Below are 21794 nucleotides of genomic sequence, written 5' to 3'. Positions count from 1 at the left end.
TATGAGTATAAAATAGAACCCGTAGTGTACGGTTCTTTGTGACACAAGATTTTTAAATTAAAAAAATCCATTGATTACCTTGAAAGTAACCCATGGATTTTTTGTTCTATAAACATCACTAAGCTTTCTTAGATGCCGGTACAAATATGTTTAGTACTGCGTTTAATGCTACGCCCACTATTGCAGCTAGGCTTAAGCCTGTAATTGAAACAGTTTCATTTATCTTTATGCCGATATTAATGCCGGTCATATTTTGGAAGTAGGATCCCCACAAACCTAATACCAGCACTACAATCATCACCACGACATTTGCTGCATTGAATTGTACATTGTTATTCTTTATGGTTTGTACACCAACAAGTGAAATCATTGAGAACAACATAAGGCTTATGCCGCCCATAACCGGAGTAGGTATGGTTCCAAGGAAACCACCGATTTTGGCTACGAATCCAAGAATAATGGCAAATACTGCAGCCAGTCTTAATGTAGATGGATCATAGTTCTTTGTTATTGCCAGGACTCCTGTATTTTCACCATAGGTTGTATTGGCAGGTCCGCCTATACAGCCGGCTAACAACGTAGCAAGTCCATCTCCAAGAAGAGTTCTGTTAAGTCCGGGATCTTTTATGAAATCCTGACCTACAACCTGTCCGTTTGTAGTGATATCACCAACATGCTCCATGAATACTGCCAGTACTACCGGAGCAAGTACTGCCACTGCAGGTACACTGAACTTTGGCAGTGTGAATGCAGGAACTGCAAGCAGTGGTGCATTTACAAAGGAAGAAGGGTCTACTTGTCCAAGAATGCGTGCTACTGTGTAACCAACAACTACGGCAGTTAATATTGAAAGCTGTTTGAAAAAGCCTTTACCAAAGAAGTTGATAGCAAGTGCTGTACCAAGAGTTATTGCAGCAAGTACAAAGTTTCCGCTGGCCATACCAAAAGCTGTCGGAACAAGGTTTAAACCTATGACAATTATCATTGGTCCTATAACATGGGATGGAAGGTATTTTTTTATAAAATCTATCCCGATTTTTTTGATTACAAAAGACATCAATACGTATATGAGACCTGCAACTATTATACCACCTTGGGCATATGCCAGATCACCGTTATGTGCTTCTTTAACTGCTAATATTCCACCGATGAATGCAAATGAAGAACCTAAGAAAACAGGGACCTTTTTCTTTGTTACCGCATGAAATACGAGAGTGCCTAATCCTGCAGAAACCAAAGCAACAGATGCATTTAATCCTGTAAGAACAGGTACCAACACAGTAGCGCCAAACATTGCGATAAGATGTTGAAGCGCAAGAATCACTTTCTTTAATAAAGCCATCCAATCAGTGGTTTTTGAAGTTTCAACTTCCATTTTCTTTAATACTTTCTCTGTCATGATAAAGTCTCCTTAATTTTTAAAATTGAGGAGAAGAGTTTACTCTTTTCCCCTTCTCAGCCTCACCGGACTAATTTAAAGGTGATGCGCACAGAACTTACTTGAAAATCAATAAAAAAGACTTCTTGCACCAGCAAGAAGTCACACTTGTCTAATATTATGTGAAACTCATAATGTTTATCTTGCCAGCCTCTCAGGACTTGTTTAAAGACATTCAATTATTCTATTTTTACAATATTAACATATCTATAGGACAATTGCAATATATATTTATAATTTTGCTATAATAGTTGGAGAAATTGCTAAGGTAATTGGGTTAGGACCATTTTAAAGAAAATAAGTTGACATAAAACGACATTAATTATATAATTTTTACAGACTACGGTCTGTGAAATTTTATAAGGAGTATTCTAAATGAATAAACGAACACAACAGGCTTATGAAACAAAAAAAAGGATAATAAATTCTGCAAAAGAACTGTTTGTTGAAAAAGGATATTTCCATGTGACAGTTGATGATATTATTTCTAGGGCAAATTCTTCTAAAGGAGGATTTTATACTCACTTCCATACTAAGGAAGAACTGATAATCCATATGGTTCCAATGGCAGATGAAGCTTATATAAATTTTTCAAAAGCAAATAAAGAGTATGTTAGTACAATTGAAAAAATATCTTCATTTACAAATTATGTGTTTGAAATTATGGAAAATGATATAGGATTGGAATTTATGTGTGCAATTTATTCTTCGCAGATTAAGGATATGTCAACACGCAGATTTTTAATAGAATCAGACAGAGTATATTATCAAGTTTTTAGAGACTTGATTGAAGAAGCTCAGAATAAGGGAGAAATTACATCGGATTTATCAGTGGAAGAAATTATTTCTATAATGACAACTTGCATTAGAGGAGTAATATATGATTGGTGTTTAAAAAAAGGTTCTTTTAAACTTGTTTCATATGGAAATAAATTAATGAACATGATATTGAATCAAGTTAAACTTTAAATTGTAGGAGGTTCGTATGAATGAACGATTATCAATGAAAACGATTCTAATCGCTGCAGCTTTACTGTTTATATTATTTTTGTACAGTGGTAATGAGAGTTATGCCATGTCAGAAACATTAAGTTTACCCGAAGATTCTCTTGTAGAAATAACCAGTGGCACTGCTATTATACCAAAGGGTAACTTTACTATTGTTGAGAACAATAAAAGATTTGAGCTGTCTGAAGGATATTCAGGAAATATTACTATTTCCAAAGATGTAAGCCAGGTTACCATAGCTGGATATTCAAGCAATGTAGTTCATTGGGATACAAAAATAACAATAGAGGCAGGAAGAGATAAAGCTATTGAGTTAACCATTGAGAATTTATATATTAGGGCACCATTTGTTGAAAATGGTATAGATTTTTCTAACGCAGGTATGTTTAATAACAAACTCTACATAAGCGGGTATAATTCTGTTGAGGGAATAAATGAATGTGCAGCAATTCATGTGCCCAATGGGATACAGCTTACTATAAATAAGGCTGAGGGCTTAACAGATGATGAAGCACAGATTAGCATAAAAGGATATTCCGGAGCAGGTATCGGTGGTGATTCAAAAGAAAACAGTGGACGAATTATAATAGATGGAGGAACATTTGTTGTAAGGAGCTCCAGCGGAGCATGCATTGGAGGTGGATTTGAAGGCTCTAATGATGAAATAATTATAAATGGAGGAAATTTAGCAGCAAATAATGATTTTTACGGAGCAGGAATAGGAGGCGGTGACAACGGTCATGGAGGGGTCATCACCATAAATGGTGGAATAATTACGGCTGTAAGTAGCAGTGGAGCAGGCATAGGAGGAGGTAATAACGGTGACGGGGGGGTCGATCACAATAAGTGGAGGAACAGTTGCAGCAACTGGTTCAACTGGTATCGGAGGGGGAACAGGTGGTTCTGTTGATAATATAACAATAAGCGGAGGAAATGTAACAGCAACAGGTGAAACTGGCATTGGCAGCGGCATCTGGGGTGAATCATTTAAAACAATATCTATAAGCGGTGGTACTGTTCATGCTGAAGGAAGAAATGGAGCTGGTATTGGAGGAAGTATTGTGATTATTCTGACACTATTGGAATTATAAGAATAAGCGGTGAAGCTATTGTTGTAGCTGGCAGCGATTTAGGTGCAGGCATAGGCTCCGGAAACTCAACCAGTTCTAAAGCAAACATCACTATCACAGGAGGAACAGTAACGGCAACAGCTGGAGAATATGCCGCAGGCATCGGATGGGGAAGTAATAATACAGGTGGTATAATTACAATAAGCGGAGGAAAGGTAACAGCAACAGGCAATTATTGTGGAGCAGGCATAGGAGGGGGCTATAAGGGAAACGGGGGAACAATAAATATAACTGGTGGCATAGTAAATGCAAATGGCGGCGATAGAGGAGCCGGTATCGGCACTGGTCAAGAAGGCAAAGGAGTTACCATAAACATAAGCGGTGGTCTGATCAATGCCAAAGGCAGTACTAATTTTGGAGCTGCCATTGGTGGCGGTGATAGCAGTCTGGGGGGTACCATAACAATAACTGAAGGAACAATATCAGCAATTGGTGTCAGCGGTGTGGGAATAGGTTTCAATGGCAGTGGAGGTACAATATTTATAAAAGGAGGTACCATAACTGCGGCCGGAGGAAGTGGCAGTGCTGGTATAAGCAGCGGATCCAAATTAGGCGGTACTGCTGACAGCTTAACAATAAATGAAGGATTTATAGAAGCTAAGGGTGGCGGCTATGGAGCCGGAATTGGCGGAGGCTCTTTTCAAACAGCAGGTATCATAACAATAAATGGAGGAATTGTAACTTCTATAGGTGGTAATAATGGAGCTGGTATTGGAGGCGGTTATCAGGGAAGCGGAGGAGTTGTAAATTTAAACGGTGGAAAAATAACAGCAACTGGCGGTTATTCTTCTGCAGGCATAGGAGGAGGTTACTTCGGTGAAGGAGCCGATGTTACTGTGACAGGTGTACCAGTTGTTATAGCTATTGGGGATACAGAAAAATACGCCGGAAATATAGGATGTGGCTCCAGCGGGATGAATTGTGGAACTTTAAAAGACAATTTAAATAATGACTTGATCTATATCTTGTTTAATATAACTAACCTGCCTGAAGTAAATATTAAGGTAGAAGTTCTGCAAGACGACAACTGGACGAAAATTACTGATGATAGTTGTCAAACTGATGAGCATGGATTGTATAGTTTTTTTACTTATGATAATTACTACAGCGGAAGATACACGTTGAGTAAACCAGGATATGAAGCATTAATAGGATGGTATTACCCTTATTTAAAGAACATTAATATCATAACAGAAATGAATGTAGATAATACACCTCCGGCTGTAACGGACTTCTATATACAAGATGGCGAACTATGCATATTTTTAGATGATTATGGTGTATGTGGAACATTATATTTTTTAGAAAAAGAAGATACTACTTATTATAGTAAATCAGATCTTGATAATATATCAGAAGCAATGACTATAAAATTAAATTGGTCAAATGATGTATATATTAAAATGTCAGAGTTGAATGAAGGGTATTATCAGATATATGTAGCAGACAGTGCAGAAAATTTGTCAGTTCCATATGATGTATATTATTCTAAGCCGAAGTCAACAACTTCTAAGTATATGGGAAGTTTAAGCAGTGGATCTGAAAAATTTAGTATACAGACAAAACTAAACAAATTAACTAAAAATGCAGAAACAAACATAAGTACAATTCCTTTTGAAGATATGCCGGAGAACATAACAGTATCAATTCCGGATGTTAAAGGTGCATTATCATATTCATTATCTTTTACAAAGGGTGCCCTATCCTCAGCAAAAGAAAATATGTATGTTGAAGTGAATACAAAATTAGGAACAATTGTTTTTCCAACAATAATGATTGATAAAATTCAAGCTGATAAAGAGGATAAAATAAGCTTAAATATTCAAAGTGGAGATATATCATATCTGCCTATTGAACTAAAAGAACTGCTTAAAAACAAGTCAATCATTCAACTTACATTAACCGTGAATGGAATACAAAAATCTTGGAACAATCCGGAGGCACCTGTAACAGTATCCATACCATATACTCCTGCACCTGAGGATCATGACATAGAGCATATAGTAGTTTGGTATATAGATGGAGACGGCAATGTAGTTACAGTACCTAATGGCCGTTATGATAAGGATACAGGTAAAGTTACATTTACAACAACTCATTTCAGTCAATATGCTGTAGCATATGTAGAAAAAACATTTAAAGATATTGAAAGTACAGAATGGGCAAAACATTCTATAGAAGTATTAACCTCTAAAGGCATACTTCAAGGTGTTACGGATACAGAATATGCACCTGAAAAGAGTATTACAAGGGCTGATTTCCTGTATTATTTAGTTAAGACCCTTAGCATTGAAGCTGCAGCAGAAGAGAACTTTGAAGATATAAGTGATACTTCGTATTACTACAAAGAAATTAGCATAGCAAAAAAACTTGGTATCACCAATGGCACAGGAAATAATAAATTTGATCCTGATTCACATATTACAAGGCAAGATATGATGGTGCTTACTGAAAATGCTTTAAAGTTAATAAAAAACCTTCAAAATTATACTGCGACTTCTGAAATTGAAAAATATAATGATAGTTTTCATGTATCAGAATATGCGAAAAATAGCATCTCATACTTGTTAAACGAGGGGTTGATTGTTGGTAATGATAATAAGATTAATCCATTGGGTAACACAACAAGGGCAGAAGCAGCGGTATTTTTATATAGAATATACAATAAATATTAAAGCAAATGATCATGTGGAGGTTATATGGTAGACAGATTATTTCAGATTGTATATACACTAATGAATCAGGAAACTGTTACATGCGGTGAACTGGCAGAAAAGTTTGAGTGTTCTACACGAACCATCATGCGTGATATTGATAAGCTTTCCATAGCCGGTGTGCCTGTGTATGCAAATAAGGGAAAGGGAGGAGGCATTAGCCTTCTTTCTGATTTTGTTTTGGATAGAACTGTTCTCACAGATGATGAACGCAGTCAAATTCTTTCGTCACTGCAGGCAATAAAGGAAACCGGATACGGCGAAGAAAAAGATGTCCTTAACAAATTAAGCAGTCTATTCGGAGCAGATACTCAGGATTGGATTGAGATAGAATTTTCAAGATGGGGTGAGCCAGGTAAAGAAGAAATATATTTTAAGCAAATCAAAGAAGCAATATTAAAGCATCGAATAATAGAAATAAAATATGCAGCAAGTCATGTGGAATGCAGTGACAGAAAAGTGAAACCTTTAAAATTGTGTTTTCGGGGATTTGCCTGGTATGTATATGGATTTTGTTTATTAAGAAATGATTATAGGTTTTTTAAGTTAAAGCGAATTGCGGATTTATCTGTTACACACGAATCATTTACGCCTATTCGGGTTGGACGAGTGCTGAATGAACTGTTTGAACAAAGCAAAGAGGTTATTCATATAAAAATTCAGGTACATAAACAGCAGTTGTATCGTGTTCTTGAGGAACTTCCACATGGGGTCATTCTAGAAGATGGAAGTATGATTACTGAGTTTGATGCAAATGATGAAAGTGCAATCATAAATTATATTTTGTCATTAGGTGCGTATGCTAAGGTGCTTGAACCAGCATGGTTACAGGAAAAAGTCAGAGAACAGATTGAAAAGATGATTTTAATATATGAATGAAGAAAATTATTTTATAATATGACACACCTTGTCATATTATGAATGTTATACTCCTATCGTAATGAAGATTGAATATAGATGAGGAGGAAACAAATGAATTATGAAATTGTAACGCTAGGAGAAAAGAAAATTGTTGGTGTGGCTGCAAGAACAGGAAATATGGAACCTGATATGCAGACGGTTATCGGAGGGCTGTGGCAGCAGTTTTATCAAGGAAATGTTTGTGAGAAAATCGAAGCAAAGGTAAGCGACTATGCATATGGAATCTATTCTGACTACAAGGGCGAAACGTATCAGGTGACAGTTGGTGCAGAAGTTTCAGAATTGAGTGAGAATGAAGGATTAATTTCACTTATAATTCCAAAAGGAAAATATGCAAAGTTTCAAATTGTTGGAGATATGGTAAAGGATGTCGCAAATGCATGGGCTCAGATTTGGCAGATGGATTTAAAGCGCATCTATACGGCTGATTTTGAAGAATATGTAGCTTATGACGGCACAAATTCAACAGTCAATATTTACGTTGCAGTTGAGGAGTAAGTCAAGGTATGTAAGATAGAAGGGAAAAGTTACAAAAATGCAAAAAAATAGCACGGATTGACAATGTGGCTGTTGCATTAAGTACATTTTATGTAATCCTGAGCGCAAGCGAAGGAACTCATATGTTGAAATGATGAGATTCTTCGGGCAAAAGCCCTCAGAATGACACGATAATAATCACTAATGCAACAGTCCCGTTTTTTGATTACATTAATAGCTACTTAGCTTCGTTTATAGAAGACATTAATTCTTTCTCAACTTCAACTGCAATACTTGATAATTCATCATTATCCATCATTCCAATTAAACTGGTAGGCTTTAGCATTCCGATAATTACTGATTCATTGTTTTCATAAACCACCATTTTGCATGGCAAAAAGTACCCTGCTTCAATATGTTTATCCAGAACTTCTTTGGCTTTCTTTGGATTACATACTTCTAAAACTTTGAAATTTTTATCAAAATCCAGTCCTTTTTCTTCCAATTTCTCTTTGAAATTTAATTCCCATAGCACACCAAAACTATGATTATTGAGACTTGTCTTTAAATCTTCTAAAGCTAGTTCAAAACTTTTATTTGTTGCCACTTTATAGTTAATATCCATATAATTCTCCTGAAATCAATTTATTTGTATTATGATACCCTGTAATTGCCAAATATAAACAAATTGATTTTATAGTTATAAAACTTTTATCACTATTTTAACATAAAACTCTTTCAATGAGCGGCTCTATCTAATTTGTAAGGATTTGATTATAATTGACAGATTATAAGAAAACAAGAGTATATTTTTGTCAGGTAAATAGCTGTCTTATTTTCCGTGTATTTTTTAAAATAATTCAATATAAAGACGGAATAAAAGATGATATTACTCTTTTCGAGCTGTACATATTCAATCTATTTGATATAATATTCTTATGGTCTTAATTAAAATGAGGGGTGACTATAATGAAGCAGGATAAATCGGAATTAATACAAAATGGGGATATGTACAAGGTATTGTTAACCTTATCTATCCCCATTATGATAAATAGCATAATTCAAACATTATATAATTTGGTAGATGGAATTTGGGTGAGCAAGATTTCTTCTGTTCATTTTGCAGCTACCTCCTTTGTATGGCCCATAAACTTTCTTTTTGTTGCCTTGGGAATTGGACTGTCGGTAGCAGGAACATCACTTCTTTCTCAGTTGCTGGGTGCAGGTAAGTATAAAGAAGCCAGAGAATACACTTCTCAATTAATGGTATCATCATTTTTGTTATCAATTGTATTTACGATAGTGGGTGTTGTTACAAGCCCGTATATAATTAAGCTTATGGGTGGAGAAGGTAATTTTGCTGATTTAGCAAATACTTACCTTAGAATATCATTTTTTGATTTGCCGTTTATGTTTTTATATTTCAATATAAATTCAATAATGAATGCACAGGGAAACACGGTAACCCCGACAATATTAAGTGCTATATCTGCTTTTATAAATGTTGTATTAGATCCTGTGTTTATATTTACATTTAATATGGGTATAGCAGGTGCGGCCTGGGCAACGGTGTTATCAAGGGTTGTGTTGGCGCTGTTTGGGATTAAATTTATCTTTAATGAAGATTATGACTTAAAACCAGATTTCAAAGGATTTAAATTTAATAAAAAAATACTCAAGGAAATTGTGAGAGTCGGACTGCCAGCTTCTATAGGGCAAACAGGAGCCTCCATTGGATTTATGTTTTTAAATGGCTTTATTGTATCCTATGGTACAGCTACAATGGCTGCCTTTGGCATGGTAAACAGGGTAACAAGTCTTGTAATGCAGCCTGCTATGGGAGTTGGAGCAGCCCTGACAGCGGTTGTAGGTCAGAATCTGGGATCTAATCAGCTTCACAGAGCCACAGAAAGTTTTATAAAAGCTTCAAAAATTGCCTTATTTATTGGTATTATCGGCGGAATATTAATATTTGTTTTCAACAAACCAATAGTGAATTTTTTTATTCAATCTAAGGATGAGCCGGAAGTAATTATTCAAAGTATTACTTACATGAAATATGTTGCATTTTCAATGCCATTGATGGGGATGTTCAGCGTTTTTCAAGGAATATTTCAAGGCTCGGGAAATACAAAATATTCCATGGCCATGGAGGTAGGAAGATTGTGGTTTGTCAGGCTGCCCATGATATTGATTTTTAAAAGTTTTTATGATTTTGGACCATCCGGCATTTGGTTTTCAATGAGTTTCAGCAATTTTATAGTATGTCTTTATGGTTTATGGGTATATAAAACTCATGGATGGAAGAGAAAGACAGTAAGTGCAGTTGAAAATTGTTAAAACCAGAGCTATCGGTTCAGGACCACTGAAGATGAGATCCTTCGCTACGCTTTGGATGACAATAATCGAGTATGAAAAATGATATATGGAGTTAATATGAAAAAAACAATTGGAATTTTTGCTCATGTGGATGCAGGGAAGACTACCTTCACTGAACAACTTCTTTATAATACAGGCAGTATAAGAAATCTTGGAAGAGTTGATCATAAAACTTCAAGCATGGATACTAATGAAATAGAACAAAACAGGGGAATTACAATTTTTGCTGATCAAGGTATTTTTCAATATAACAATGATACCTACTATATAATTGATACTCCCGGGCATATGGATTTCTCGGCAGAAACTGAGCGGTCTATGTCTGCTCTTGATTACGCCATTTTAATCATAAGCGGAAGCTCAGGAGTTCAAGCTCACACTACCACATTATTTAAGCTGTTGAGCTCATACAATATTCCTGTTTTTATTTTTATTAATAAATGTGACATAGATAGTTTCAATTTACAAGTAATTACAGATGATATTAAAAATAAGCTTACCGGTGACATACTATATTTGAATTCAGCGGATGATATAATTAATCAAAATATAGCTGATTTTTCAGCAGATAGAGACGAAGCTTTTTTAGAATCTTATTTACAGGATGATTATAGCACAAATGATTTATTAGAGACTGTTATTAAAATAATAAAAATGAGACTTTGCTTTCCTTTAATGACAGGTTCAGCTTTAAAGGGGATTGGAATAAATGATTTTTTAGAGGTGTTTTCAAGTCTTTCTAAAACAGAATATGAAGAAAAAGAACATAATTATTTTGTCGGAAAGGTTTATAAAATACGTCACGACGAAAAAGGAATTCGACTCACATTTATAAAAGCATTGTCAGGAAAGCTGCGTATAAAGGATGAATTTACATTTATAAAAGGGGAAGTTATATCTTCAGAAAAAGTAAATGAAATAAGAGTATACAACGGTAAAAAGTTTGAAAATAAAAATGAAATACTAGCGGGAGATATATTTGCTGTTGTAGGTTTGAAATCTCCTGTATGTGGAACAGTGATAGCAACAGGCGAAACAACAATAGATGAAATAAATAATTTTCACTTAAACGCAGCTCTGAAGTCTAAAGTAAACATATTAGATAATACAGATGTCACTATACTGATGGAAAAGCTACATATTTTAGAATCTGAAGATCCTATGCTATCAGTTGCTTTCATAAAAGAAACAGAGAATATTTTGATCAGTGTAATGGGCAAAATTCAACTGGAGATATTAGAACAGCTTATAAAATCCAGGTTTGGAATATCAGTTAATTTTGAAAAACCTCAAGTTGAATACAAGGAAACCATTAAATCAGCAGTAACCGGATATGGGCACTTTGAACCGCTCCGTCATTATGCAGAAGTTAAGCTTACACTAGAGCCAACTTCCCGTGGCAGCGGCATTACATTTGAAAGTCAATGCCATGTTGACAATTTAATATTAAATTATCAACATACTATAGAAAATCATGTGTTTGAAAAAGTTCATAAGGGCATTTTAACCGGGTCTCCAATTACAGATATAAAAGTTATTTTAAAGGACGGCCGTGCTCATATAAAACATACTGTAGGCGGTGATTTCAGAGAAGCTACATACAGAGCAATCAGACAAGGGCTGGAAAAAGCTGAGTCCATTTTGTTGGAGCCATTTTACAGCTTTGAAATTTATGCAGAAGAAACATATATGGGAAGAATAATGTCTGATATACAAAAATTAAGAGGCATTTGTGAAGCACCTGTTCTTAATTGTGGAAATGTTTATATAAAAGGAAGAGGTCCTGTGGAATCTTTTATGGATTACAGCGTTGAACTGATTTCATTTACTAAGGGAACCGGAAGCATAAGTTTAATGTATGATGGATATGATGTGTGTGAAAATACAAATGATGTAATTTTAAAAATAGGATATGATAAAGAAAGAGATGTGGAAAATACTTCAACATCTGTGTTTTGTGCAAAGGGAACTTCTTTTACCGTGCCCTGGTATGAGGCAGAAAAGTACATGCATACAGTTAGCTAAAGATATTCTTATGATTAAATAAACTTAATAGTTTACACATTATGATGGATGGAAGCGTTGGCAGGCTAAAAGATTTAATAAATTGTTAATAACTAGTTTATAGTTATTCAAGACCTATAATGTATTATATAATTGTACTACAAAGATGCTTAAGCTATGGTAGTAAATAGTTTAATAGGAGGGTTTAGAATAATGAGGTTTAGCAAAAAAACAGCTACGGTATGTGCGTTTGTCCTCGGGGCTATGATTTTAACAGCGACAGCATTTGCTGATACAATGCTTGGATCAGGATTTAACAGCTTGAAAAATTCTATGAAGACAACAATGACAAAATTGACCGGTGAAGTTGATAACTTCAGTGCTGATATGATAGTGTCTGTTAAAGTTGATGGTAAAGTTATTTCAGAATCAACTAATAATATTAAAATAGATGTTTCAAATCAGGCCGAAGAAATGAGCGAAAGAACTTTAAATAAAGGAAAAATAACTGAAAGTTACAGGTACAATGATGAAAACCAAAGCATATACAATAATGCTGAGGATGATTCATACACAGTTGTAGAAAAAAGAAAAAATAATAATGACAGAAAAATAATTGATAATCCTTTTGAAGAAGAACAGGTCAAGGATGCTGAAAAGATTCTTGATGCATTTGTAGGAAACTTACAGGATATAATTCAATTGGAAGAATCAGGCGGAAAGAAAATGTATATTGGAAATTTATCAGACACTCAAATTCCTCCTCTTGCAAATGCCATATCATCATTTGCCTTCAAGTATTCAATTCTTGATGAGTGGAATGCCAAGAGACTGAACATTCCAAGTCCTAAATCAAACATATACCTGGTAAATGCTTCCGGTAAGGCAGTTGAAAATGAAGATGGCATTATAGAAAGCGGTATTTTTACTGCAAGTATATCTGCAAAGGATAATGAAGGCATTGAACACATATACTCTCTGGATTTTTCAATTGACATAAAGGATATTAACAGCACAGTTGTTGCAGCTCCAAATTTAGTTGGTCATGAAGTTACATATAACAAAGAAGGCTATGAATTTGACAGCAAATATATCGGTAAATACAAAAATGATATTGTAGATATAAAAGGCAACTCATTTGAAAAGGTTGGAGAAAGATTCATAGAAATCACTTCTGTTGAAGATGGCAATATAAAAGGCAAATATTATGAAGTGTATAATGAGGGGTATAAAGCTGAAAATATTAGAAGCTTTGACTTTTATTCCAATTATGATGAATCTATCTATTTTACAAAGCTGCATTATTTAAATGAAAATGGTGAAAAGAAAACCGGAATTATCCATCAAAACGGACAACAAAACATTAACGTATCATTTGATGTTGAAATAGATGAAGAAAACGGTGGGTATTCATATTCAAATTATGATGATGAATTTGACAGTAACTTTGTAAGGATATTTGAGTAAGCCAAGGTGCAAAAGCCTTGGCTTTTGCACCGTAAAGCTTTAAAGGAGGAGAAATATTGGATAAAGCAATCGTAATTGAAGACTTGTCAAAGATATATAAAAACAATCGCGGCATACAGAGCCTTAATTTGGAAATTGAACGAGGAGAAATTTTCGGATTTTTAGGACCTAACGGAGCAGGAAAAACCACTACCATGAAGATTATGGTCGGCCTTATGAAAGCTGATAAGGGCGATGTTAAAATAAACGGTTACAGCATTTCTAATGATTATGAAAATGCTATGAAAGACATTGGATGCATTGTAGAAAATGTAACTCCATTTTCTTATTTGTCTGCTTATGAAAACATGGAATTATGCGGCAGATTTCATAATGAAGTTAATGGAACACGAATTGATGAGTGCCTTGAAATCACCGGACTTATTAAATATAAAAATGAAAAAATAAAGAATTATTCCCTTGGAATGAAACAAAGACTTGGTATAGCCATGGCAATTTTGTCCAAACCTAAAATTATAATTTTGGATGAACCTTTTAATGGTCTGGATGTTGAAGGAATGGTTGAAATGAGAGAATTAATTATTAACTTGTCAAAAAAGAATAAAACAACATTTTTTATTTCCAGCCATTTAATTCACGACATAGAGCTTACATGTGATAAAGTTGGAATTTTATATGGGGGGAAACTCATAAGTGTTGAAAAGACCAATAATATTCTAAAAAACTATTCTTCCTTGGAAAACTATTATTTAAGCGAGGTAGATTTAAATGCAAATTATTAAAGCAGTGTATATAAATGAAATATTTAAAATCTCAAAAAAAGAAAAAAATAACTTCATCATTGATATTCTTGTTGCTGTCTGTTATTGTTGCAGCAATTGTGGTATATTCCTTGAATAACTTTGCAGGAGTAAGTGTAACAGGAAGTTCAGAATTTTCGGTTATGGTTTTGACAATTTTAAGCTACTCACTTTTCCCGCTTTTTACTGCATTTATTTGTATAGATATGTTTGCAGGTGAATTTGCTGATCATACCATTAAATTTACCCTCACAGGTCCTGCTTCAAGGCTTAATGTATTTTTGGGTAAAATTCTTGCTATTGCTACATTTATAGCCAGCAATCTTATTGTAGTTGCTATTTTTTCTTTTTTATTTTCATTATTTCTAAATGGAGGGATTTCAAATCCTTTAAGAATAATAATATCTTACATAATGGCATTCTTGCCGATTTTTATCTTTGCATTGACAGTTGTTTTGATTTCTAATTTTTCGAGGGGTACAACAAGCGCCTTTATGTTTTCCATTTTTGTGTTTCTGGTGTTTGTTGGATTAAGTGTGGCTTTCCCTCAAATTAAGAGTTTTTTATTTACATCTTCTTTTGACTGGTACAAGCTGATTTTAGGAAGCTATATTAATGTTGGCAAGATTTTCAGAATATTTCTTATTTTGCTCGGCTACGGTATAATGTTATTTGCAGCAGGTTATTATTTGTTTGAAAAAAAAGATATTTAGGATGATATTATGAATTTAAAACAAAGATTTTTAACACAAAGCATATTAATTCTAATAGGCACAATTGTTATTACAGGCTGCTTTGGATTTGCCTATGACTATTTTTATAACATATTAAATGAATCTCATGCATCAAGTGGAGTGGGTCAAATGGCTGTTGTAGTAATTGAGGATGATAATATTGTATATAACAGCGAAGATTTTACTATGCTGCAGATTAAAGAAGTGTTAATGAATCTAAGTGTTGATAATGATTATTATGAATATGAGAATAAAAGATACAGCATAAGTGAAGAGAATTTTATTAAGCAGGATGGAGTTACTTATAGAATAATAACACTTAATGAAGTTATATGTGTTGGTGATTATTATAGATCCTTTATAACCTTTGTTATTATTACATTTTTAATAATCTTTGTTATAGCAAGCATAATTGTTCAGAAACAAAACCTTAAAAACATAATAATTCCAATTACTGATTTGAAAAAGGAAACGGAGAAGCTTAGAATCGGTGAGCTTGAGACAGCAATCACGGAAAAGGGCTATGGGGAAGTGAGAGAGCTTGGAGTTGCTATTGAACAGTTGCGTCTTCAGCTTAAGAATTCAATATATTATCAGCAAAAAGTTGATGAAAACAGAAAGTTTTTAATATCAAGCATATCTCATGATCTTAAAACTCCCGTAACATCCATAAGGGGATATATAGATGGTGTTCTGGACGGTGTTGCAGACACCGATGAAAAGAAAAAATATTACTTATCAAATGCTATTGAAAAAACAAAGATGATAAATACAATGATTGAAGATTTATTGTTATATTCTAAGCTGGATTTAAATCAAATGACATTTGAGAAGGATAAGGTAGATATTATAAAATACATGGACAGCTGTATTGAAGAATGTTCAGAAGAATTCAACCGTGAAAATAAACGATTAATTTTTGAGAATAACCTTTCAACTTCATATTTTGTTACTATGGATGTTACAAAATTTAAGCGAGTTGTACAAAACATTATGGACAATGCTAAAAGAAACGTTGAAAAATACGAAGGTCAGCTAAGAATTATATTAAGAGAAACTAATTCCTCAGTCATAATAGAATTTAAGGATAATGGAAAAGGAATCAGTGAACACGATCTGCCGCATATTTTTGATAGATTTTATAGAGCTGATACTGCCAGAGAAGTTAAGGGCTCAAGTGGCCTGGGACTGGCAATAGCAAAGCAGATTGTAGAGGGTTTAGATGGACGAATTTGGGCAGTCAGTGAAATCGGTCATGGAGCCTCGATTATTATTTCATTAAAAAAGGTTAAAGACGAGGAAGTGATAATATGAAAAAGATTTTAATTATTGAAGATGATATAAGCATATCAGAACTTCAAAAGGATTATTTAGAAATGAGCGGTTATGAAGTGGTATGTGCTTTTGACGGTAACTCCGGACTTGAATATATTAAAAATGAATGTTTTGATCTAGTTATTTTAGATTTAATGCTTCCACAAAAGCATGGCTTTGATATATTAAGAGAAATAGCTGATTCAAAACAAATACCAGTACTGATTGTGTCTGCAAAATCTGATGAAACATTTAAGATTAAAGGATTAAACCTGGGAGCCGATGATTATATAACTAAACCTTTTGGTATGGGTGAACTGGTAGCGCGAGTTAACAGCCACATAAAAACATATGAAAAGTTAAAACAGGTACCCAATTCTAATAAGAAGCTGATAATAGTCGGGGCATTATCTATCGATAAGCAGGACCGAAGAGTTTACATAGATGATAATGAAGTTATCTTAACCCAAAAAGAGTTTGATCTGCTGGTTTTTTTGGCAGAAAATCCTAACAGGGTTTTTGATAAAGAAGAGTTATTTGAAAGGGTTTGGGGCTATGATTCTTTATCTGACGCCTCTACCATAACTGTACATATTGCAAGAATAAGAGAAAAGATTGAAACAACTCCTGATAGACGTCAATATATTGAAACTGTCTGGGGAGCCGGATATAGATTTAAAGTATAATGAATATTTAAATAGTAAGGCAGGTGGAGTAATGGATATTGAAGCATATTTTAAAAAAGTATATACCGTTGCTTATATGTTAACCGGAGAAGAAAAAATTGCAGAAGAAATAGCTGAACTGGCAATAACTAATACTTCAGAACAATTGAACGCAGATAATAAAATTTCAGCAAGCATGCTGCAATTAACAATTTTAGAGTTAGTAAAAATTTTTCTTAAAATGCCTAGATCACACAGTGACGATGATAATATAACAAGTATGCAGAAGGCTTTATTAGCCCTTAAGCCTTTAACTAGAGCTGTAGTTATATGGAAAGACGTGTTAGGCTTTAAACTATCAGGGGACACACCTGTTTTTGACTATACTTATGAAGAGCTTGTCGTAGAACTTGTATGTGGCAGGAGAGAGCTTAAAGAGTATGTTAACTTATGCAATTGCGGCTCTTAATATGGAAGGCTTTCTTATTAATTACTTTTACTGCATGATAGTATGACTTTTCAGACAATATTGACTGTACAATTTTAAAATATATAAAAATTTAAAAAATTTCTGCTTGTACCCTAAACTTTAAATTATTATTTCGAATTAATCTAATTGGGTGTGGGGTAAAAACTAGGAGATTAAATGGAAAACAGTCAGTACTATTCATCTTCATCGCAGTCGTCAGAGAAGTATAATTCCATACACACTGCTTGGGGAATGGTAATTATTTTTCTAATCATTTTTTGCTTAAGTATTATTAATCATTACGGAAATACAGTCTTAACAGTACAGCTCCTATACATTCCAATATTTATTTCAGTAATGGTTTTTGGAGTTAAAGTTGGTATAGCTACTGCTATTTTTGCTGGAATATCGGTTAAACCATTTATAATGCTGTATGCTATGTCAGATTCGACAAATGCAGCTTCCCTTTGGATTACTCAAATCTTGATGTTCTTTGTATCTGTTGGGTTTTTCAATATAATGATAAAATATTACAAAAATTTCAAAGAGCTTGTAAAAGCTATGCCTTATCAGGTCACACATACAGAAAACACCAATGTACTAAAGTTTAATTTAAACAATGTTATAGCTGCAATCAAATATATAAATATTTCTTTTACAACTTTCGAGTATAAGAATTTAAATTTTATTAATTCAAATATTAATTTTATATCTGGGAAAAAAAGTTACGAACTTATTATCATAAATAATTATCCTGAAAACAGACTTAAAGAACTAAATGAAATCATTGCCAGTTAATAATTAGTTCAGCAGAAAATTTAACACATATAAGAAATTATTTTAGCAATCAAATAAAATAATTTCTTTTTTTATTGCCTGATGATAAACTTTTAATATCACCTATAGGGGATATATAAGTTAATGGATAGAAAGTGCTGTTAATATGTCCATTCGCTATTTATGGTAAATACAAAGACATCTTCATATGCTACAATTTTCAGAGAAAAGGAGGGATAATTTGAATCAACAAAAAATTGGCGAATTTATTGCTAAACTCCGAAAAGAAAAAGAAATGACACAGGCAGAGCTTGGTGAAAAACTTGGGGTGACAAACAAAACCATCTCTCGATGGGAAAATGGCAACTATATGCCAGATATATCTTTAATGCAATTCTTGTGTGAAGAACTTGGAATCAGTATTAACGAATTTTTAAGTGGAGAGAGACTCAGTGATGAGGAATTCCGCAAAAAGGCTGATAACAATATAATTTCTTCTCTAAACCGAGAGAAGTTAGTTCGCAGAGAAAAGAGGGCTAGTGATTTTTTTGGAGGAGCAGGAACAGGTATTTTGCTGTCTACTTTATATTCTCCAGATTCTGTGAGAAGAACAGCAGCTATTATTATTGGGATAACAATGATTTTCATAGGTTGGTATTTCAGAGCAAAATTAGACAGATACATAATTGATAAGTCATAGGGGACGGTTCTCTCTGGCAGATCAAACTTAAGGTGCCATATAGCTAATTGCCTTTAGAATATTTATTGACTTAAATATTTTAAAGGTATATTGTTATGTTAAAAGAAACTTACTTCATGGCGTTTACATAATTGTGTTCTTTATATAGCTGGATAAATCTTGTTGTGAAGTCAGCTATAGAAAAATCTATGGAAGGCTGAAAGGAAGTAGCAATATGAAAGAAATGGAAATAATAAGTCCAGCATTTATAAATAATGGATACATGCCCAAGAAACATACTGGTTTTGAAGCAGATATTTCTCCAGAGTTTCAATTATTAAATCTTAGTGATGATGTAATATCTATTGCCATTATTATGGACGATTTGGACATTCCTTTAATAAAAGCATTTAACCACTGGTTAATTTGGAATATCCCTAAAACAGATAAAATCTCGGAAAATATACCATACGGTTCGTCAGTATCTTTGTTAAATAATGCAATGCAGGGGGTTGCTTATGGTATTAACAGGTATAGAGGGCCGAAGCAGCCAGTCTTTGTCAGGAATACCCATAGGTATATTTTTAACTTTTATGCACTTGATTGTTTCTTAAATTTGGACAGCCATGCAAAAAAGAAAGATTTGCTTGAAGCTATGAGTGGACATATCATTCAGCAGGGAAGCATAACTGGCAAATACAAAAGATAAATTATTTAACTAGTCCATAAATGAGCTATGTTCCAAGAATATAAATTATTCTGTGTAAATGGAACCAAAGGGCGATTCTTTGTAGCAAATTAATAATTCACAATTTCAGAGAACAGTTCTAAAAAAATAATGGTCAGAGAGCCGTTCTCTGTGACCATTCAGACAAAACATAACACAAAAAGTCGGGAAATACTTCTTGAAAAGAGATAACATAGTTATACAGACAGGGGTGATGATATGGAGTGGATTGAAGGAATCGGAGAAGCTATCAACTATATTGAGGAAAATATCACAGAAGAAATTGCAATAGAAAATATTGCAAAAGAAGTATTTATGTCTCCTTTCTATTTTCAGAAAGGATTTGCAATGCTTTGTGGTTTTACAGTTGGAGAGTATATCAGACAACGCAGGCTTACCATTGCCGGCAGTGAGCTTGTTTCCACTAATGAAAAAATCATTGATATTGCACTGAAGTATGGCTATGATTCACCGGATAGCTTCACAAAAGCTTTTACCAGATTTCATGGAGTTACACCTACTGCTGTTCGAAGAGACGGGGCAATGATAAAATCTTTTGCTCCGCTGAAAATCAAATTTATGTTGGAAGGTGGTTATATTATGGATTACAAAATTGTTGAAAAAGATTCGTTTACTGTAATGGGGGTATCAAAAACTTTCAAATACGAAAGTGCAACTAAAGAAATACCGCAGTTCTGGACAGAACATTATCAAACAGGTAAAGGGAAATATGTTTGCGGAATGTATGGAATAAGCATAGATGAGAGCATGGGTTCAAATGAGTTTGAATATTTGATCGCAGACAATTACAATCCATCTATGGAAATAACTAAAGATTTTGTTACAAAGATTATTCCTAAACACACTTGGGCTGTTTTTGCATGCAAGGGTGCAATGCCGAAATCTCTGCAGGATACGAACACAAAAATCTTCTCAGAGTGGCTTCCTAATTGCAAGGATTATGAAATTGCAGCAGGTTACAATGTTGAAATGTATACTGATGTAGCTGATTATCCGCAAGGCAGTCAAGATGAAAACTACTACAGTGAAATCTGGATTCCTGTTAAGAAAAAATAACTGCATAAGGTAGCAAGTCCCACGCCATAGGGATATCACTTTGGTAATTATATATTAACCTAATAATATACCGTTAGAATATTTATGATATTTTAATGGTATATTGTTATATAATTAAAATCTAAAAAAATTTTATGGGGGTACTGAAAGTATTTTGAAATAATTAAATTAGGGGGTACTATGTCATATTTTAAATATCAATCTAAAAATATATTCTATGAAGAAATTGGAACTGGGAAGACTTTATTGCTTTTACATGGAAATACAGCATCTTCAAATATGTTTCTTAGCATAGTTGAAAAATATGCCTGTGATTACAAAGTAATACTATTTGATTTTTTAGGACATGGAAAATCCGATAGGCTGCAATGCTTTCCTGTGGATTTATGGTATGAAGAGTCCAAACAAGTGATTGAATTTCTGAAACAAAATGAATACAGTGATGTATTTCTCTTAGGCAGCAGCGGCGGTGCGCTGGTTGCAATTAATGTTGCTTTAGAAAATCCTGATTGTGTTAGAAAAGTTATTGCTGACAGCTTCGAAGGTGAAATACCCCTTGAGTTGGTTACTTCAAATATTGTTAGAGATAGGGAATTCTCAAAACAAAACGACCAAGCAAGAATGTTCTATAAAGCTATGCAGGGAGACGACTGGGAGAGTGTTGTGGATAATGATACGAATGCGATTGCTGAGCATGCAAAATCAATTGGCCGATTTTTCCATAAACCACTTTCTGAATTGCATGCAGACATATTGATGACCGGAAGCAATGAAGATGAATTTGCTGTTTGTGTAGATAAGGATTTTTATCGAAAAACTTATTCAAAAATGATAAAAGATATTGGACATGGAGATATATGTATTTTTGAACATGGGGGGCACCCTGCGATGTTGTCTAATCAAGCTGAATTCATTGAAGAAACCTTAAAGTTTTTAGCTGAGAAATAATTTGAACAATAACTAAGACTAATTTCTTAAAAAAATCGGTTATGAGATTACTGTTGGAAATATAAT

The 21794-nt window shown here is 33.7% G+C and carries 21 protein-coding genes and 1 pseudogene; 20 read left to right on the top strand and 2 right to left on the bottom strand.

Annotated elements, in window-relative coordinates; translation table 11 throughout:
• Positions 1–118 precede the first annotated feature (118 nt).
• The gene (locus BN358_RS07710; RefSeq protein ID WP_019228651.1) at positions 119–1399 is read right to left on the bottom strand and encodes a uracil-xanthine permease family protein; all 1281 of its coding nucleotides are present in this window, start codon (positions 1397–1399) and stop codon (positions 119–121) included.
• A gap of 414 nt (positions 1400–1813) precedes the next feature.
• On the opposite strand from BN358_RS07710, the gene BN358_RS07705 reads away from it, so the two are divergent.
• The 7 genes and pseudogenes from BN358_RS07705 (at position 1814) to BN358_RS07670 (ending at position 7709) form a co-directional block, all read left to right on the top strand.
• Positions 1814–2407, top strand: a complete 594-nt coding sequence (locus tag BN358_RS07705) for a TetR/AcrR family transcriptional regulator (protein WP_019228650.1) — start codon at positions 1814–1816, stop codon at positions 2405–2407.
• Positions 2408–2423: 16 nt separating this feature from the next.
• A complete protein-coding gene (locus BN358_RS07700) occupies positions 2424–3356 on the top strand; it encodes a hypothetical protein (RefSeq protein WP_040582184.1) in 933 nt (310 codons plus the stop codon).
• Positions 3268–3537 carry a hypothetical protein gene (locus tag BN358_RS07695; RefSeq protein WP_040582182.1) on the top strand — a complete coding sequence of 90 codons (270 nt, stop codon included), beginning with the start codon at positions 3268–3270 and terminating at the stop codon, positions 3535–3537. Before BN358_RS07700 ends, BN358_RS07695 begins: the two co-directional genes overlap by 89 nt.
• Positions 3525–3953: pseudogene (locus tag BN358_RS28570) on the top strand (cell wall-binding protein); the annotation flags it as partial. The gene BN358_RS07695 and the pseudogene BN358_RS28570, both read left to right, overlap by 13 nt.
• A 66-nt stretch (positions 3954–4019) precedes the next feature.
• Positions 4020–6251 (top strand): S-layer homology domain-containing protein, encoded by a 2232-nt coding sequence (locus tag BN358_RS22275; RefSeq protein WP_019228648.1) that lies wholly within the window; start codon positions 4020–4022, stop codon positions 6249–6251.
• 24 nt (positions 6252–6275) lie between these two features.
• The gene (locus BN358_RS07675) at positions 6276–7169 is read left to right on the top strand and encodes a YafY family protein (RefSeq protein WP_019228647.1); all 894 of its coding nucleotides are present in this window, start codon (positions 6276–6278) and stop codon (positions 7167–7169) included.
• 93 nt (positions 7170–7262) lie between these two features.
• Entirely contained in the window at positions 7263–7709 is a 447-nt protein-coding gene (locus tag BN358_RS07670; RefSeq protein ID WP_019228646.1) for a GyrI-like domain-containing protein, read from the top strand.
• A gap of 217 nt (positions 7710–7926) precedes the next feature.
• Here BN358_RS07670 and BN358_RS07665 read toward each other — a convergent pair whose 3' ends face one another.
• On the bottom strand, positions 7927–8313 hold the full coding sequence (locus tag BN358_RS07665) for a DUF302 domain-containing protein (RefSeq protein ID WP_019228645.1): 387 nt from the start codon (positions 8311–8313) through the stop codon (positions 7927–7929).
• 344 nt (positions 8314–8657) lie between these two features.
• On the opposite strand from BN358_RS07665, the gene BN358_RS07660 reads away from it, so the two are divergent.
• From BN358_RS07660 to BN358_RS07600, 13 genes are all read left to right on the top strand, one after another.
• Positions 8658–10028, top strand: coding sequence for an MATE family efflux transporter (locus tag BN358_RS07660; RefSeq protein ID WP_019228644.1), 1371 nt, complete (start codon positions 8658–8660; stop codon positions 10026–10028).
• Between the two features lie 96 nt (positions 10029–10124).
• Positions 10125–12092: a translation factor GTPase family protein gene (locus BN358_RS07655; RefSeq protein WP_019228643.1), complete on the top strand. Its 1968-nt coding sequence runs from the start codon at positions 10125–10127 to the stop codon at positions 12090–12092.
• A 192-nt stretch (positions 12093–12284) separates the two neighbouring features.
• Positions 12285–13538, top strand: coding sequence for a hypothetical protein (locus BN358_RS07650; RefSeq protein WP_019228642.1), 1254 nt, complete (start codon positions 12285–12287; stop codon positions 13536–13538).
• Positions 13539–13594: 56 nt separating this feature from the next.
• A complete protein-coding gene (locus BN358_RS07645; RefSeq protein WP_019228641.1) occupies positions 13595–14320 on the top strand; it encodes an ABC transporter ATP-binding protein in 726 nt (241 codons plus the stop codon).
• A 14-nt stretch (positions 14321–14334) separates the two neighbouring features.
• Complete coding sequence (locus tag BN358_RS07640) at positions 14335–15051, top strand: ABC transporter permease (RefSeq protein WP_019228640.1); 717 nt, start codon at positions 14335–14337, stop codon at positions 15049–15051.
• A 9-nt stretch (positions 15052–15060) separates the two neighbouring features.
• Positions 15061–16386: a cell wall metabolism sensor histidine kinase WalK gene (locus tag BN358_RS07635; RefSeq protein WP_019228639.1), complete on the top strand. Its 1326-nt coding sequence runs from the start codon at positions 15061–15063 to the stop codon at positions 16384–16386.
• A complete protein-coding gene (locus BN358_RS07630) occupies positions 16383–17072 on the top strand; it encodes a response regulator transcription factor (RefSeq protein WP_019228638.1) in 690 nt (229 codons plus the stop codon). Before BN358_RS07635 ends, BN358_RS07630 begins: the two co-directional genes overlap by 4 nt.
• 31 nt (positions 17073–17103) lie before the next feature.
• A complete protein-coding gene (locus tag BN358_RS07625; protein ID WP_019228637.1) occupies positions 17104–17520 on the top strand; it encodes a hypothetical protein in 417 nt (138 codons plus the stop codon).
• 177 nt (positions 17521–17697) lie between these two features.
• Positions 17698–18318: a hypothetical protein gene (locus BN358_RS07620; RefSeq protein WP_019228636.1), complete on the top strand. Its 621-nt coding sequence runs from the start codon at positions 17698–17700 to the stop codon at positions 18316–18318.
• 220 nt (positions 18319–18538) lie between these two features.
• Positions 18539–18997, top strand: a complete 459-nt coding sequence (locus BN358_RS07615; protein ID WP_019228635.1) for a helix-turn-helix transcriptional regulator — start codon at positions 18539–18541, stop codon at positions 18995–18997.
• Between the two features lie 214 nt (positions 18998–19211).
• Entirely contained in the window at positions 19212–19685 is a 474-nt protein-coding gene (locus BN358_RS07610; protein ID WP_019228634.1) for a YbhB/YbcL family Raf kinase inhibitor-like protein, read from the top strand.
• A gap of 237 nt (positions 19686–19922) precedes the next feature.
• Entirely contained in the window at positions 19923–20780 is an 858-nt protein-coding gene (locus tag BN358_RS07605; RefSeq protein WP_019228633.1) for an AraC family transcriptional regulator, read from the top strand.
• Between the two features lie 180 nt (positions 20781–20960).
• Positions 20961–21728, top strand: a complete 768-nt coding sequence (locus tag BN358_RS07600; RefSeq protein WP_019228632.1) for an alpha/beta fold hydrolase — start codon at positions 20961–20963, stop codon at positions 21726–21728.
• Positions 21729–21794: the final 66 nt, after the last annotated feature.

It is taken from the genome of Sedimentibacter sp. B4 (genome assembly GCF_000309315.1).
GTDB classification, from domain to species: Bacteria; Bacillota; Clostridia; order Tissierellales; family Sedimentibacteraceae; genus Sedimentibacter; species Sedimentibacter saalensis.
This window is presented reverse-complemented; position numbering and strand designations above follow the sequence as displayed.

Coding starts and splice junctions, on each gene's coding strand:
- BN358_RS07665 (WP_019228645.1), bottom strand. CDS start 8,313: ATGGATATTAACTATAAAGTGGCAACAAATAAAAGTTTTGAACTAGCT.
- BN358_RS07670 (WP_019228646.1), top strand. CDS start 7,263: ATGAATTATGAAATTGTAACGCTAGGAGAAAAGAAAATTGTTGGTGTG.
- BN358_RS07710 (WP_019228651.1), bottom strand. CDS start 1,399: ATGACAGAGAAAGTATTAAAGAAAATGGAAGTTGAAACTTCAAAAACC.
- BN358_RS07650 (WP_019228642.1), top strand. CDS start 12,285: ATGAGGTTTAGCAAAAAAACAGCTACGGTATGTGCGTTTGTCCTCGGG.
- BN358_RS07620 (WP_019228636.1), top strand. CDS start 17,698: ATGGAAAACAGTCAGTACTATTCATCTTCATCGCAGTCGTCAGAGAAG.
- BN358_RS07705 (WP_019228650.1), top strand. CDS start 1,814: ATGAATAAACGAACACAACAGGCTTATGAAACAAAAAAAAGGATAATA.
- BN358_RS07675 (WP_019228647.1), top strand. CDS start 6,276: ATGGTAGACAGATTATTTCAGATTGTATATACACTAATGAATCAGGAA.
- BN358_RS07700 (WP_040582184.1), top strand. CDS start 2,424: ATGAATGAACGATTATCAATGAAAACGATTCTAATCGCTGCAGCTTTA.
- BN358_RS07600 (WP_019228632.1), top strand. CDS start 20,961: ATGTCATATTTTAAATATCAATCTAAAAATATATTCTATGAAGAAATT.
- BN358_RS07640 (WP_019228640.1), top strand. CDS start 14,335: ATGAAATATTTAAAATCTCAAAAAAAGAAAAAAATAACTTCATCATTG.
- BN358_RS07625 (WP_019228637.1), top strand. CDS start 17,104: ATGGATATTGAAGCATATTTTAAAAAAGTATATACCGTTGCTTATATG.
- BN358_RS07655 (WP_019228643.1), top strand. CDS start 10,125: ATGAAAAAAACAATTGGAATTTTTGCTCATGTGGATGCAGGGAAGACT.
- BN358_RS07635 (WP_019228639.1), top strand. CDS start 15,061: ATGAATTTAAAACAAAGATTTTTAACACAAAGCATATTAATTCTAATA.
- BN358_RS07660 (WP_019228644.1), top strand. CDS start 8,658: ATGAAGCAGGATAAATCGGAATTAATACAAAATGGGGATATGTACAAG.
- BN358_RS07630 (WP_019228638.1), top strand. CDS start 16,383: ATGAAAAAGATTTTAATTATTGAAGATGATATAAGCATATCAGAACTT.
- BN358_RS07605 (WP_019228633.1), top strand. CDS start 19,923: ATGGAGTGGATTGAAGGAATCGGAGAAGCTATCAACTATATTGAGGAA.
- BN358_RS07610 (WP_019228634.1), top strand. CDS start 19,212: ATGAAAGAAATGGAAATAATAAGTCCAGCATTTATAAATAATGGATAC.